At 57.1% G+C, this 14,862-nt stretch carries 15 protein-coding genes; 3 read left to right on the top strand and 12 right to left on the bottom strand.

Annotated features, from left to right (window positions below; translation table 11 throughout):
- Positions 1-81 precede the first annotated feature (81 nt).
- The 8 genes from ACR0AU_RS13190 to ACR0AU_RS13225 all read right to left on the bottom strand — a co-directional run bounded on the left by ACR0AU_RS13190 (position 82) and on the right by ACR0AU_RS13225 (position 5,373).
- Entirely contained in the window at positions 82-1,080 is a 999-nt protein-coding gene (locus tag ACR0AU_RS13190) for a BMP family lipoprotein (protein ID WP_170395841.1), read from the bottom strand.
- Positions 1,081-1,215: 135 nt separating this feature from the next.
- On the bottom strand, positions 1,216-1,647 hold the full coding sequence (locus tag ACR0AU_RS13195) for a GNAT family N-acetyltransferase (RefSeq protein WP_480772024.1): 432 nt from the start codon (positions 1,645-1,647) through the stop codon (positions 1,216-1,218).
- On the bottom strand, positions 1,644-2,234 hold the full coding sequence (tsaB, locus tag ACR0AU_RS13200) for a tRNA (adenosine(37)-N6)-threonylcarbamoyltransferase complex dimerization subunit type 1 TsaB (protein WP_170395845.1): 591 nt from the start codon (positions 2,232-2,234) through the stop codon (positions 1,644-1,646). Before tsaB ends, ACR0AU_RS13195 begins: the two co-directional genes overlap by 4 nt.
- Positions 2,224-2,787: a NifU family protein gene (locus ACR0AU_RS13205; RefSeq protein WP_170395847.1), complete on the bottom strand. Its 564-nt coding sequence runs from the start codon at positions 2,785-2,787 to the stop codon at positions 2,224-2,226. Before ACR0AU_RS13205 ends, tsaB begins: the two co-directional genes overlap by 11 nt.
- A gap of 69 nt (positions 2,788-2,856) precedes the next feature.
- On the bottom strand, positions 2,857-3,450 hold the full coding sequence (locus ACR0AU_RS13210) for a DsbA family protein (RefSeq protein WP_480795785.1): 594 nt from the start codon (positions 3,448-3,450) through the stop codon (positions 2,857-2,859).
- A 9-nt stretch (positions 3,451-3,459) separates the two neighbouring features.
- Positions 3,460-3,915 carry a universal stress protein gene (locus tag ACR0AU_RS13215; protein WP_170733589.1) on the bottom strand — a complete coding sequence of 152 codons (456 nt, stop codon included), beginning with the start codon at positions 3,913-3,915 and terminating at the stop codon, positions 3,460-3,462.
- Between the two features lie 73 nt (positions 3,916-3,988).
- The gene (locus ACR0AU_RS13220; protein WP_170408316.1) at positions 3,989-4,852 is read right to left on the bottom strand and encodes a branched-chain amino acid aminotransferase; all 864 of its coding nucleotides are present in this window, start codon (positions 4,850-4,852) and stop codon (positions 3,989-3,991) included.
- Between the two features lie 59 nt (positions 4,853-4,911).
- Positions 4,912-5,373: an Lrp/AsnC family transcriptional regulator gene (locus tag ACR0AU_RS13225; RefSeq protein WP_170408315.1), complete on the bottom strand. Its 462-nt coding sequence runs from the start codon at positions 5,371-5,373 to the stop codon at positions 4,912-4,914.
- 129 nt (positions 5,374-5,502) lie between these two features.
- Between ACR0AU_RS13225 and ACR0AU_RS13230 the strand changes: the two genes are divergently transcribed.
- Positions 5,503-6,552, top strand: coding sequence for a Glu/Leu/Phe/Val family dehydrogenase (locus ACR0AU_RS13230; RefSeq protein WP_480795786.1), 1,050 nt, complete (start codon positions 5,503-5,505; stop codon positions 6,550-6,552).
- Between the two features lie 66 nt (positions 6,553-6,618).
- Here ACR0AU_RS13230 and trpS read toward each other — a convergent pair whose 3' ends face one another.
- A complete protein-coding gene (gene trpS, locus ACR0AU_RS13235; RefSeq protein ID WP_170408313.1) occupies positions 6,619-7,647 on the bottom strand; it encodes a tryptophan--tRNA ligase in 1,029 nt (342 codons plus the stop codon).
- A gap of 86 nt (positions 7,648-7,733) precedes the next feature.
- On the opposite strand from trpS, the gene ACR0AU_RS13240 reads away from it, so the two are divergent.
- Positions 7,734-8,420, top strand: a complete 687-nt coding sequence (locus ACR0AU_RS13240) for a rhomboid family intramembrane serine protease (protein ID WP_170423757.1) — start codon at positions 7,734-7,736, stop codon at positions 8,418-8,420.
- Positions 8,421-8,426: 6 nt separating this feature from the next.
- Here ACR0AU_RS13240 and murJ read toward each other — a convergent pair whose 3' ends face one another.
- The 3 genes from murJ to ACR0AU_RS13255 are packed head-to-tail and all read right to left on the bottom strand — an operon-like array spanning position 8,427 to position 13,916.
- The gene (murJ, locus tag ACR0AU_RS13245) at positions 8,427-9,968 is read right to left on the bottom strand and encodes a murein biosynthesis integral membrane protein MurJ (protein WP_170733592.1); all 1,542 of its coding nucleotides are present in this window, start codon (positions 9,966-9,968) and stop codon (positions 8,427-8,429) included.
- Entirely contained in the window at positions 9,965-12,784 is a 2,820-nt protein-coding gene (locus ACR0AU_RS13250) for a [protein-PII] uridylyltransferase (protein WP_480795787.1), read from the bottom strand. The genes murJ and ACR0AU_RS13250 overlap by 4 nt, the downstream gene beginning before the upstream one ends.
- On the bottom strand, positions 12,744-13,916 hold the full coding sequence (locus ACR0AU_RS13255; RefSeq protein ID WP_170395865.1) for a penicillin-binding protein activator: 1,173 nt from the start codon (positions 13,914-13,916) through the stop codon (positions 12,744-12,746). Before ACR0AU_RS13255 ends, ACR0AU_RS13250 begins: the two co-directional genes overlap by 41 nt.
- Before the next feature lie 87 nt (positions 13,917-14,003).
- On the opposite strand from ACR0AU_RS13255, the gene rsmI reads away from it, so the two are divergent.
- On the top strand, positions 14,004-14,861 hold the full coding sequence (gene rsmI, locus ACR0AU_RS13260) for a 16S rRNA (cytidine(1402)-2'-O)-methyltransferase (protein WP_480795788.1): 858 nt from the start codon (positions 14,004-14,006) through the stop codon (positions 14,859-14,861).
- Position 14,862: the final 1 nt, after the last annotated feature.

Consider the following 14,862-nt stretch of genomic DNA (forward strand, 5'->3'; position numbering starts at 1 on the left):
ATCTTGTCCTTGGGTTGCCGAAAGGGCCGCATGCGGCAGAGTGGTGCAGGGCGGAGGCCATGGCCCCCGCCCCCAGTTACATCAGAACTGCAGTGCAGGGCAGCTGTCGTTCTCGTAGTAGCTGACAACGCTTACGTTGCCATCGATGATGTCGCGACGGGCACTTTCAATGGCCGAGCTCATTTCTTCGCTCACCAGTTCCGCGTTGTTTTCATCCATCGCAACGCCAACGCCATCTTGTGCAAGACCCATGGTGTAAACACCGGTCTGGACGTCTTCGCCAGCTTTCATGGCGTCATATACAGCAACGTCCACACGCTTGAGCATCGAGGTCAGGACCTTGCCCGGGTGCAGGTGGTTCTGGTTGCTATCGACACCGATTGACAGGATGCCTTCGTCGGCTGCGGTTTGCAGAACGCCAACACCGGTACCGCCCGCAGCGGCGTAAATCACGTCAGCACCCTGGCTGATCTGTGCTTTGGTCAACTCCGAGCCCTTCACCGGGTCGTTCCATGCTGCAGGGGTGGTGCCTGTCATATTGGCAACAACGTTGATGTCCGGGTTCACGGACTTCGCACCTTGTGCATAACCACAACCAAAGTGACGGATCAGAGGGATATCCATACCACCGATAAAGCCCACTGTGCCGGATTGGGACGCCATCGCCGCCATCATGCCGACCAGGTATGATCCTTCATGTTCGGCAAATCCGATCTGGCGAATGTTCGGGGCTTCCAGCCAGGTCACGTCGACCGCAACGAATTTGGTATCCGGATAGTCACCTGCCACTGCAGCCAATGGATCGGCCATGGCGAAGCCCATTGTGATAATCGGGTTTGCGCCCGCTTCGGCAAAGCGGCGAAGCGCCTGTTCGCGTTGCGCTTCCGACTGAAGCTCGATCTCGCGATAGCTTTTGCCGGTCTGTTCCGCCCAACGCTGAGCGCCATTATGCGCGGCTTCGTTGAACGATTTGTCGAACTTGCCACCCAGATCAAAGATAAGGGCCGGTTCTGCCATAGCAGCACCTGCTGTTAGTGCAACCGCAGCGGCTGCGCCCATCAAGGATTTCATAAATGTCATTTGTTACTCCCGTTGGCTGTTATCGGTCCGGGGCTTAATCCCCCGGTACCCACTCAGAGCGAGCATACCTGTTGTGATGGCGGGAATTGAAGCTGTTTGCAACAGCTTCGGTCAACACATTTTTGACCATATGGTCTAAAAAAGCGAATATTTTTCGCTCAAGGGGCGTTCCATGACGATCGCATCGGCGTTTGGGCCACTTTTGCGATGATAATAGGCTGCGCGATTGCCGCATGCCGTGTATCCGCTGGTTTGGTACAGAGATATCGCCGAATGGTTATCTGAGGCAACGTCCAGAAATGCACGGATTGCACCGAGTTCTCGTGCCTTGGCGTGCCAGTCTGCCATGATGCGCCGCGCCAGCCCGCGTCTTTGATAGTCTGGACGTGTCGCGATCGTGAGCAGCTCGGCCTCTTCGCCGATCACTTGAATGAGGGCGAAAGACCGTTTGTCGCCAACAACATGGGTAAAGCGATTGGCAATCAGATTGCTGAATTCTTCCGCGCTCCACGGGCGTGATTGTGTGAAGGCTGCGGCGTGGGTTTCTGCCATGTCCTGTGGTGTCATTCGTCCAAAAGCACCGGTGGGACATCGCTTGAAGGGGCCGCATCTGCAGGGCGGACATAAAGCGGAGCGGGTGGCGCTTGAACTGTCGTCCAACGACCAGCGGCCACCTGGGCGATCGCACGAACCTGCTGTTCAGGGTCATCGCAGAAATACAATGGCCCAATATCGGACGCAGCATGACGTGAGGTCAGGTAAGGCAATTCCCCCTGAGGCTGCAGATAAACCTGATCGCGCGGTGCGACAATCGCCGGGAGATGCCCGTCGGGCGCAATTTCCGCAACTGCATCAAACCCCGACACCCCAACCGCCGGCACACCAAGCCCAAGCGCCAACCCGCGCGCTGCGGATACCGAGATTCGGATGCCGGTGAAATTCCCGGGGCCGATTCCGACGCCGATCGCGTCAAGGTGCCGCCATGTGCAATTGTTCCGGGTCAGGATTTCTTCAAGCAAGGGCATCAACCGTTCCGCCTGCCCACGAGTCATCGCCTCGGCGTGCGATGCGATAATCTTGCCCTCTCGCAGCAAAGCGGCCGCGCAATGCGCGGCCGATGTATCGAATGCCAAAATCGTCGGTTCAGACGGCAACAGGGCGAACCTCGGTCACTTCGGGGATGTAGTGACGCAACAGATTCTCGATCCCCATTTTCAGCGTTAGGGTCGAGGACGGACAGCCCGCGCAGGCTCCCTGCATGTGCAGATAAACAACGCCGCGGTCGAAGCCGTGGAAGGTGATGTCACCGCCGTCCTGAGCCACAGCAGGACGCACGCGGCTATCCAGCAGATCTTTGATCTGGTTGACAATCTCTGCATCTTCGCCGGTGTGTTCAGCGTGGCCCGAGGCGGTCTCTGCGCCTGCGCCCATAACCGGTTGGCCGGACTGGTAATGCTCCATCACAGCGCCGAGAATTGCGGGCTTGATGTGATCCCACTGCACGTCATCAGATTTGGTTACCGTGACAAAATCGTTGCCGAAGAACACGCCTGTTACGCCGTTTACACCGAATATGCGTTTGGCGAGCGGTGATTTTTCTGCAGCGTCGGCGCTTGGAAAATCAGCGGTGCCTGCTTCCAGAACCGTCTGGCCGGGTAGGAATTTTAGTGTGGCCGGGTTGGGTGTGGATTCGGTTTGAATGAACATGGCGCGGCTCCGTCTAAGATGCACCTGATATGCGCGTCCGTGCGGGGGAAGTCAAGATTTGGAACCGTTCTAAATTGTGGCGGCGTAAGAAATCGCATCATCCAGACGATCATCACCCCAGAACAGCTCGTCCCCAATAACGAAACTCGGCGCACCAAAGATGTGTTTAGCCTTGGCCTGAGTAACTTGCTCGAACAAGGCAGCCTTGATCGCGGGGTCGCTTATCCGATCCATCAGATCAGTCGAAACGCCAGATTTGGTAAGGCACTCAACCAGAACCGCCGGATTCGATATATCACGACCGGAACCAAACTGCGCAGAATAGACAGTGCGTACAAAGGCTGCCCGTTGATCAGCTGGTTCGATCGCCAGCGCTAGCCTTGCTGCTTTCAAGCTGTTTTGCGGAAATGGCTCAGGCCGCCGAAATGGTAAATCGCGCGCGGCGCAAAGCCGTTCCATGTCTCGCCACATGTACCGACCTTTTGACGGGTAGAGGTTGAACGGCGAGTTGTTCCATCCCTGTTCAGCAAAGATCGGCCCCAGAAGGAATGGGTGCCAATCTATGGCAACTCCATATTCCGAAGCCGCCTGCTGGATACGCATCGCGCTGAGATAAGAATAGGTCGATGCGAAGTCGAACCAGAACTGCAGCTTCGCGGACATAAATTCACCTCAGGTGATGGCTTCCAGCTTCTCTTTGCTCAGATCGCCGGGCACGATGGTAATAGGAATGGGCAAGCTTCCAGAGTTCCGGGTCAGTTGTGTCACCAACGGTCCGGGGCCTTTTTTGTCGGTACCTGCACCCAGAACCAATACGCCGATCTCGGCATCGGATTGGACATGTTCAATGATTTCGGCCACCGGATCGCCTTCACGGATTGCCAATTCGGGCTCGACACCCTGTTTGTCGCGCATCCATTTGGCGAACACCTCGAAATGGGCGTGAATACGTTCACGCGCTTCTTCGCGCATCACCTCGGCAACACCGATCCAGTGGTTGAATTCGTCCGGTGGAATTACCGAAAGAACCGTAACCCCGCCGCCAGTATGTGCCGCACGCATAGCGGCAAAGCGCATGGCGTTCAGGCATTCACGGCTGTCGTCCAGAACGACTAGGAACTTGCGCATGTTTGTCCTCGTTTGTTTTCGGGATCATGCCCCACAGGGTAAGCAGTGGCAACTGAAACAGAAAAGGAGCAGATCAGCAATTGCTTGCAGCCCAATCCCAGTACATCTCGCGTGTGCGACGGGCGATTGGGCCCACCTGATACTGGGTGTCATCCAGCGCGGTGATTGGCGTCACTTTGCTCATGTTACCGCTCATGAACACTTCGTCCGCGTCGTGAAAGTCATCGAAACTCAGCACGGTTTCATGCACGGTTACCCCGTCGGCGCGCAGGTTTTTAATATGCCGCGCGCGTGTAATCCCGGCCAAGAATGTCCCATTGGGGATTGGAGTAAAAACCTCACCATCGCGCGCCATGAAGATATTTGCGGTCGCAGTCTCGGCCACATGCCCCATCGCGTCGGCCACAAGGGCGTTCGAAAAGCCCTTGCTGCGTGCCTCCTGCAACATCCGGGCATTGTTCGGATACAGGCACCCTGCCTTTGCATTGACCACAGCGGATTCCAGGACAGGACGGCGGAACCGAGTGGTTGTCAGCGTCGCCGAGGCGGTTTCGGGTGCCATTGGGATTTCTTCAAGACAGATGGCAAAGCCAGTGCTGTTTTCCTGAGGGACGATGGCGGTGTGATCCCCGTCGATGCCCCAATACATGGGGCGAATGTAAACGGCGGTGTCTGGTGCGTAACTCTGTAACCCTTCGTAAACCAGATCGACCATCTGTTCGGTTGTTACAGAAGGTGTCAGCATCAGCGCCTCGGCTGAACGGTTCACGCGGGCACAATGGGCATCCAGATCCGGGGTCATTCCATCAAAGTACCGGGCACCGTCAAACACCGATGAGCCCAGCCATGCGCCATGGTCAGCAGCGCGCATGATCGGTGCGTCCCCGTCATGCCATTGGCCGTTGAAATAGGTGCGGATGTTTTTGCCGACTGCCATTGCGCCCTCCCTCAAGCTTCGGGGAAACCTAGGTTGGGGCTGACGCAAGGTCCAGCAGATTATCCGTGATGCTGGGGCAGCGCTTCGCGTTTGACCATTGTGCGCAAAGCGAAGTTTGATCGTAGGTTTCGAATGCCCGAAATTTTCATAAGCCGGTTTTCCAGAAATGCATCAAACGCATTGAGGTCTTTGGCAACCACGCGCAGCAGAATGTCGCGTGATCCGGTCATGAGGTAGCATTCCATCACCTCGTCGCAGCGACGAATGGCCTTTTCGAAGGAATCGATGGCGTTGCGATCCTGTTTCTCCAACTCGACAGACACAAAGATTGTGACGCCGAATCCAAGCCGCTCGGGGTCGACCTGTGCGGCGTAGCCGGTGATAATCCCGTCCCGCTGCAGCCGATCCAAACGCCGTGCGCAGGGTGTCGGGGACAGCCCGACATGCTCCGCCAAATCAATGACAGTCATACGGCCATCGTTTTGAAGGGCGCGGACTATCTTGGAATCGATATCATCCATGGCGAAAAACTCCACAAAAGTTTTCAATTTTAGATGTTAGCACCAAAAATTTCCCTAATATAGTGACAAAAGGGTGAAAATCACTCGACGATAGGTGGCAAACTCTCGGAAGCATTCCGGAGGAGAAGAATGGACATCACCATCGTAGACGCGCCAGAGCACGAGCGCGTGGTCGAATTCAAAGATAACTCACTTGGTCTATTGGGCTACATCGCGATCCACTCAACGCAACGTGGCCCCGCTGCGGGTGGTGTGCGCATGCGCCCTTATGGCCACCCAGCCGAGGCCCTGGACGATGCTTTGCGACTGGCAAGGGGCATGACGTTCAAGAACGCCGCGGCAGATCTGCCGCTCGGGGGAGGCAAGGCTGTCATTATCGGGGATCCTCATGAGGATAAATCACCTGAACTTTTGCAGGCCTTTGGGCGCGTGATTCAAGGTTTGAACGGTCTGTACTGGACGGCAGAAGATATGGGTATGACGCCTGCAGATATGGCGCATATCGGGTCTAAAACCGAATTTGTGGCTGGGCTGGCGGAAGGTGAGTTCGCCAGCGGTGATCCGTCTCCGATAACGGCGCGCGGGATATTCAATGCTGTCCGGGTGACAGCGCAGCACCGGTTCAGGCTTTCTGGCCTTAAAGGCCTGACGGTATCGGTTCAGGGTCTTGGCCATGTAGGCGAGCATTTGTGCCAGTTGTTGCACGATTCTGGTGCGCAGTTAATCGTAACTGACATCGACACCCGGCAAGCGGCCCGCGTGGCCGAACGGTTTGCGGCACGGGTCGTTGCACCCGATGCGATCTACGGCGTTGAAGCGGATATCTTTGCGCCTTGTGCGATCGGCGGCATCCTGAACGAAACGAGTATTCCATTACTGAAAGTCGGCGCTGTGGCCGGAGGGGCAAATAATCAGTTGTCCAGCGATCGGGACGCGCAGTTGCTCCACGAGCGTGGCATTCTTTACGCCCCTGACTTCGTCGCCAATGGCGGTGGTATCGTGAATGTGGCGACGGAAATCCTCCGTGTCGCAGAGCGTGAAGCTTGGGTCGCCGGTAGGTTGCAGGCGCTGGAGCAGACGATGGATCGCATCCTGACACGGGCCAAAGCCGAAGCGGTCAGCCCGCACGAAGTTGCGGAATCCATCGTGCACGAGATGCTGAGCCTGCAGGCGGCATAAGAGCCGACGGAACGAAAAACGCCGCCCGAGAAAGGGCGGCGTTCTTTTTGGATTGCGATCGCGTGGTCAGGACTTGCCCGCACCGACCATCCCTACAATCTCGTAGGTCTGCTGCAGAATCGGGGCCGCGATTGCACGTGCCCGTTCAGCACCTCGGGCGAGAATCTGATCAATCTCGGCCTCTTCGCCCATCAGGCGCGCCATTTCGGTTGAAATGGGCGAGAGTTTCGAGACCGCAAGTTCTGCCAACAATGGCTTGAACTCACCGAATTGCTTCCCGCCGACCTCAGCCAGCACTTGTGCGGCCGTCTGGTCGCTAAGCGCGGCATAGATATTCACCAGATTGCGCGCCTCGGGACGGTCTTCAAGGCCATCGACCTCCGATGGCAAAGCGTCCGGATCGGTCTTGGCTTTACGGATCTTCTTGGCGATGGCGTCGGCATCATCGGTCATGTTGATCCGCGTCATATCAGACGGGTCTGACGACGACATCTTCCGGGACCCGTCACGCAGGTTCATCACACGGGGCGCAGGCCCACCGATGACCGGTTCGGTTACCGGAAAGAAATCGACGCCATAGTCATGGTTGAACTTGATTGCGATGTCGCGCGTCAGTTCCAGATGTTGCTTCTGGTCTTCACCAACAGGCACATGGGTCGCGTGATAGACCAGAATGTCTGCCGCCATCAGGGCAGGATAGGCGAACAGACCCAGCGAAGCATTCTGCGCATTCTTACCGGCCTTGTCCTTGAACTGTGTCATTCGCTGCATCCAGCCGATACGGGCGATGCAGTTGAAGATCCATGCCAGCTGTGTGTGCTCGGGCACCTGGCTCTGATTGAACAGGATGGATTTCTCGGGATCCAGACCAGCGGCAATGAACCCCGCGCAAACTTCGCGGGTCTTTTCACGCAGACGATCCGGATCTTGCCAGACAGTAATCGCGTGGAGGTCGACCATGCAGTAGACGGTCTCGTATTCCGGCCCCTGCATATCCACGAAACGTTTAAGTGCACCCAGGTAATTACCCAAGTGCAGGTTTCCTGAAGGCTGGATGCCGGAAAACACGCGCGGCGTGAATTGGGTCTCGGTCATCGAAGGAAACTCCTGTCTGGAAAAATCAGCCCCCGTCGCTTACCCATGAGGCCAAGGGACGTCAACAGCCGCGAAAGGCCAGCCCAATGAGCAGTGAGCATTATACACCGCCCGTGAACCCTCTGCCGCCGGTCGTGGTGGCGCTGGTTCTGTTCATCATCGGGATTGAACTGATCTTCTTGCTTGGCAGCAGGGGCTTGGTCGGAGGGCCGACTGCTGTTGGTTGGCGCTTGGATGCGTTGCAGCAATATACCTTTTCGCCCGATATATTCGATTGGATGGTCCAGAACGGGCGCTGGCCGTTCGAACATGTGATCCGCTTTGTCACATATCCCTTTGTTCAGGCCAATTTCACACAAGCTGTGTTTGTCTGCGTGTTTGTTCTGGCGATGGGGAAGATGGTGGCTGAGGTCTTTGGCAGCGTCGCCATGCTGATCATATTCGTCTTGTCCGGTGTCGGCGGAGCGTTGGCCTATGCGGTGCTGTTGAACCCGCCATATCCATTGGTTGGTGGGTTTCCTCCGGTCTACGGGCTAATCGGTGCGTTCACGTGGTTGCTATGGCGCAAGCTTTCTCTGGTGGGTGAAAACCAATCGCGCGCATTCAGCCTGATCGCGGTTCTTATGGGCATTCAGTTGCTGTTCGGTCTGATCTTCGGTGGGACCTCGGATTGGGTCGCCGATCTGGGCGGTTTTGCCACCGGGTTTGGTTTGTCTTTCTTTCTGGCTCCGGGTGGATGGGCGCGTATCCTTAGCAAAACCCGGCGGGATTGATGCGCTTTAGCTACGGCGCAGCGCTGTTCGGAATTCCGAAATCCTGAAGGCCCCCAAGAGGTGCCCCAAAAGGAAGTAGGCCACCGCCGCAGTTACAATGAGCACGATCAGCGCAAGGTAACGCCAGCCTGGTACGCCGAACGTCCAGCCGAAGAGGTTAATGGCCGTAAACAACACCACCCCCATGCCAGCCGATGCCGCCACGACCCGCCAGATCCGCTGTTTGAACCGGTCATCAAATCGGGCTTCGTCGCCCATTCTGCGCGCGCCGATTGCAAGCAGCGCAACCATGGCCCAGCCAGCAGTCGACGCTGCGATTGCGGGCGCAATCCACCCGACAATGGGATAAAGCCCAAAGGCAAGTCCGGCATTCACCACCATCGCAACCACTGCGTATCGAAACGGTGATTTGGTATCTTCGCGGGCGAAGAACAAGGGTTGCAGCAGCTTTTGCAGCATGAATGCGGGCAGCCCGATACCATAGATGGCCACGGCCAAGGCGGTCGCCGCTGTATCTTCGGCGCTGAACTGGCCGCGTTGGAACAGGACCGAGACCAACGGGCCGGGGATGATCATAAAGGCAACTGTCGAAGGCAAGGTCAGCAGCAGAGTAAACTCTCCGGCTCTTGAAAAGGCGTTGCGTGCTCCATCTTTGTCGTCTGCGCGCAGGCGGCGCGACAGGTCGGGTAACAGCACGATGCCGACGGCAATGCCAACCACTCCGAGCGGCAGTTGATACAAACGATCTGCGGCAAACAGCCAACTGACTGCCTTTTCGGTTTTTGATGCCACAAGCTGTCCGACTACAAGATTGACTTGCGTTACGCCCATGGCCAACGCCGCAGGAACCGCGATCCGCACCATGCGGCGCATTTCCGGGCTGAGCTTTGGCCGACCGAGCCGAATGCGAATTCCGGCGCGTTCAGTCGCAATCCAGACAAGCGCCAATTGCGCGATGCCTGCGACTGGGATGACCGCGATGAGCCAGCGTATGATGTCTCCACCAGATATCGCGCCAAAGATTAACGCGGAGCAGGCGAATATGTTCAGCAGCACAGGAGCGGCGGCTGCAGCGGCGAAGCGCCCGGTAGCGTTCAATACTCCGGAAAACAGCGCAGCGAGGGACATAAACAGGATGTAGGGGAACACGACGTAACCATAATCCACCGCCAGATCGAAGCGTTCATCACCATAGAATCCTTCGGCGGTTATCCAAACCAACGCGGGCATGAAGACCATCGCCAGACCGACTAGCGCCAACACCGCCACCGCCAACAGGTTAAACGCATCCTGTGCGAAACCTTCGGCGTCTTCACCGCCTTCAAGGCGTTTTGAGAACATTGGAACAAAGGCTGCGTTGAATGCTCCCTCGGCAAAGAAGCGGCGGAACATATTGGGTAGTCGGAAGGCTGCGACGAAAGCGTCCATCACCGGTCCGGGCCCGATATAAGCGGTCAGCAGGATTTCCCGCAAAAAGCCCAGAATGCGGCTTGCCAAGGTCCAGAACCCAACGGTAAAAAAGCCCGAAATCAGGCGGATCGGCTTCATGATGCGGCCCGCTCGGCACCTTCGGTGATGGCCGCGCGCAGCTTGGCTTCCAACCCGCGTTGCTTGGCCTCAGAGTGGTATTTCAGGCCGAACATATCCTTGACATAGAACGTGTCGACCACCTGTTCGCCATAGGTGGCGATCACTGCGTTCGCGATATAGACATTGGCGGCTGCCATCGTGCGCGTCAAATCATATAGCAATCCGGGCCGGTCGCGGGTGTCGACTTCGATGATCGTGTAAATCTCTGAACCTTCGTTGTCGAAGGTGATATGGGTCGGGACGTTGAAGGCGCGTTCGCGCTTCTTGATCTTGTCGCGGGATTTCAATGCGTCCCGTGCGACCACCTCACCCCTGAGTGTCTTGTGAATCATCTGGGTCAGCCGAGGCAGGCGCGTGGCCTCGAAGGGATGGCCCTCGGCGTCCTGAACCCAGAACGCATCAGTTACATATCCGTCTTTCGTCGTATAGCTGCGGGCATCAACCACGTTGGCTCCTACAAGGGCAAGTGCCCCCGCTATGCGAGAAAAAATACCCGGATGATCACCCATGGCAAAACACGCGCGGGTGGCGTCGCGATCCTCATCCGGATGCAGACGGATTTCTACGGCACCCGGATCGCCGCTGTCCTCCAGCGATTTCAACATTTCCGCGAATTCGACATGTGTCGAAAGGTTCAGTCCCTGCCAATACGGATCATAATGCCGCCCGGTTTCGGTTTTCAGGTCAGATTTGGACCAGTTTTCCAATTCGGCCCGCAACCGCTTTTTCGCCCCATCTCCACGATTGGCTCGGTTAAGCGCCTCCATCCCGGATTCCAGTGCGTGTTTGGTGTCAGCATGCAAAGCGCGCAGCAATGTAGCCTTCCAGTTGTTCCAGGTCGTTGGTCCGACACCGCGGATGTCACAGACTGTCAGCACCGTCAGCAAGTCCAGCCGTTTGACGGTTGCAACAGCTTTAGCGAAATCGCGGATTGTGCGCGGGTCTGAGATGTCGCGTTTTTGCGCCATATCGGACATAAGCAAGTGATAGCGTACAAGCCATTCGACGGTTTCCGAATCCGCCTTGCTCAGCCCTAATCGTGGTGCCACTTTGCGCGCGATTTGCGCACCCAGAATCGAATGATCTTCGGGGCGTCCTTTGCCGATGTCGTGCAGCAACAGAGCCACGTATAGAACCTTTCGGCTAACACCACCCTCCAGGATGGATGACGCCAAGGGCAGTTCCTCGATTAACTCTCCTCGCTCGATCTGCGCCAAATTGACGATGCACTGGATCGTATGCTCGTCCACCGTATAGCTGTGATACATATTGAACTGCATCATCGCCACGATGTGCTCAAACTCTGGCAAAAAGGCTGACAGAACCCCCAACTCGTTCATGCGTCGCAGGGCACGTTCGGGGTTGCCGTGTTTCAGCATCAGATCAAGAAAAATGCGCCGCGCCTCTTTGTCGTTGCGCATCTCATCGTCGATCAGGTTCAGGTTGGCCGTTACCAACCGCATTGCGTCGGGATGGATCAGCATACCCGTGCGCAAACCCTCTTCGAACAACCGTAACAGGTTGACCTTGTCTGACAGGAACGTGTCAGGGTCCGCGATATCCAGACGGCCATGGACCACGCGGTAACCGGCCTTGACGCGAGGGCGACGGCGGAAAATACGTTCCAGCAAGGCCGCGCCCTTCATGTGCGAGGCTTCCAGTTTGGTCAGGAAAATCCGTGTCAATTCGCCCACACGGGTGGCTTCGCGGAAATAGCGTTGCATGAACACCTCGACGGCGCGCCGACCAGCGCGGTCTTGATATCCCATACGATCGGCCACCTCGACCTGCAGATCGAAGGTCAGTTGTTCCGTCGCGCGGCCCGTCACCAGATGCAAATGAGACCTGACGGCCCAGAGGAATTCTTCGGCTTGCGCGAACTCGTCAAACTCTTCGGGCGTAAAGAGGCCCATAGGGACCAGTTCGGCCACGTCCGTTACGCCATAGATGTATTTTGCGATCCAGTAGAGCGATTGCAGGTCGCGTAAGCCGCCCTTGCCCTCTTTGACATTGGGTTCGACCATATAGCGTTCACCCTGCTTCAGGTGCCGCTCATCGCGCTCTTTCAGCTTGGCTTCGATAAATTCCCGCTCGGTGCCTTTGAAAAGATCGGTCTTCAGGCGCGCTTCAAGTTCTTGCGCAAGGGGCTGATCCCCGACGAGATACCGTTGTTCCAGCATGGCGGTACGGATGGTGAAATCATCGGCCCCCAGACGCAGGCAATCTTTAATCGTGCGTGAAGAGTGACCGACCTTCAGCCGCAGATCCCAGAGAATATAGAGCATGGATTCGATCACGCTCTCGGCCCAGGCGGTGATTTTGTACGGCGTCAGAAAAAGCAGATCTACATCGGATGACGGGGCCATCTCACCCCGGCCATAACCTCCCACTGCCAGCACAGCGATTTTCTCGCCTTGCGTGGGATTTGCCAGCGGATGCAGATGCTCGCTGGCGATGCGCATTGCTGTCCCGACCATCTGATCCGTCAGATAGGTATAGGAATGCGTCAGCGGCAGTGCATCAAATGGGCGCTCGGCAAAGGCGTCCGCAATCGCCTTGCGGCCTGTCTTTTGCGCCTCTCGCAGTATGCGCACCGTCTCGGCGCGCAAGGCTGCGTTGTCCGAACTGTTTTCAACAGCGGCGGACAGGTTGGCATTGACCTCGGCGTTGTTAAAAATCTCGTCAGCCGCGCAGATCAGATTGACATCGGGCGCAGAGCCCTGCGTCGGTCGATTAGAATCCGGCGCCAGAGAAGCTTTGTGGGGCAGGGTCAATCACAACCACCTGTTTGTTCTGGATCGTGGCAACAGCCAGACCGCGTTCGTTCGTACCGTTCGGCCGCAGGCGGAAAATACCGCCGACACCCTGAAAACCGGCGTTCTGGGTTAATGCTGCACCTGTCAACGCGTTCGATTTGCCCTGGCTAACCAAGGCTCCGATCGCAGCGATTCCGTCATAGGCAAGCCCGCTGATCGGGTGTGGTGCCTCACCGTAGGTGTTGTTGTAACGCTGGCGATACGCCTGTGCCTTTGCCGGATCGGGAAGTGCGAACCAGCCACCTTGTACGCCAGGCAATTCCAGCGTTTGGGCCGGAATGTCCCAACGTGTCAGGCCGATATACTGAGTTGTCGCAGGCGACACACCAGCCTCGGGCAACAACTGGCTGTAAAGCGGCAGCGCGCCTGCGGTTGTCGCGGTTAGGAAAATCGAATCTGCGCCGGTCGAATCGACCGTTGCTTTGATCGCCGAAACCGAATCGATCACGCCCTGCTGAGACCGATCATATCCAACTGTGCCCGCATTGTTGACGCGGCTATTGCTGAGCGCGGCAGCGATGGCAGACTGGCCTAGCTGGCCCGCTGAGTCATTGCTGTGCACAATGACAGTACTGTTTTTGCCCTGCTGTCCGGCGTAGTTCACCAGCCTGTTGGCCGTGTTCTGGAAAGTGGGGCCAAGCACATAGACATTGCCGCCCGCAATGCTGGTGTTGTTCGAGAAGGAAAGCACGTTCACATTGTTGTTTAGCACCGCAAGTCCTGCCGCGTTTGCGGCTTGTGCGTACACTGGCCCAAGAATGATCTTGGCCCCGTCCGCTACAGCTTGCTGTGCAACCGCCGAAGCCGTTCCGGCATTTCCGGCCGTGTCGTAGACGCGCAGATCAATCTTGACGTTCGGCAAATCCGCGATGGCCAGCCGTGCCGCGTTCTCAAGGCTTCGTGCAAGGGCCGCATCGCCAGACTGAGGTGATCCGCTTGGGACCAACAGGGCCACCGGAACCGGGTCAGAGGTGTCGATCGAGGGGCCTCCGCTGATGCCGCCGACTTCACAGGCGGCCAGAAAAGCGGCCGTGGCCAGTACAATGGCGGATTTCGCCAGTTTGCGTGCGGGCTTGCAAACGGTAAACATCTAAAAGAAAACTCCCTGATCCGGCGTCTGAGGGCACCTTGGTCTATTGAACCGCGATAATAAACGTCACGCTGTGAGGGTCCAGCTTTGAATTTCCAAAAGATCAGATTGGCCACTGGGCTGTACTTTATTGCCACCCCAATCGGGACGGCACGCGATATTACGCTCAGGGCGCTCGATGTTTTGGCCTCGGCAGACATGATTGCTGCCGAAGATACGCGCAGCTTGCGACGTTTGATGGAAATCCATGGCGTGCCGCTCGAAGGGCGCCGCATATTGGCCTACCACGATCACAGCGGCGCGGGCGCGCAGGGCAAAATACTTGAGGCGCTGGAACAAGGGCAATCGGTGGCTTACGCGTCCGAGGCGGGAATGCCGCTGATCGCCGATCCCGGCTATGATTTGGGCCGTCAGGCGGCTGAGGCTGGGCACAACGTGACATGTGCACCGGGACCGTCTGCTGTTTTGACGGCGCTGACATTGGCGGGGCTTCCCACGGATGCATTTTTCTTTGCCGGGTTCTTGCCCAATGCCTCTGGCGCACGGCGTTCACGAATCGAATCCCTGCGCAGCGTCCCCGGAACGCTTGTCTTCTATGAATCGCCGAAGCGCGTGGCTGCCTGCCTCTCTGATCTCGCGGATATTTTGGGTGGAGACCGACAGGCGGCCCTGTGCCGTGAACTCACGAAGAAGTTTGAAGAAACTCGCCGAGGGACGCTCGCTGATCTGGCAACAGAGTACGAGGGCGCATCGGTAAAGGGCGAGGTGGTTCTGCTTGTGGACCGCGCCCATTCGCAATCTGTTAAGGACGCTGACGTAGAAGAGGCATTGATAAAAGCATTGCAAACGCATTCGGTGCGTGATGCGGCTGATCTGGTGTCAGAGATGTTCAGCCTGCCGCGCCGCCCGATCTATCAGATGGCTCTGAAGCTGGGAAAGGGATGAT

It is taken from the genome of Ruegeria sp. CG1, from assembly GCF_056537265.1.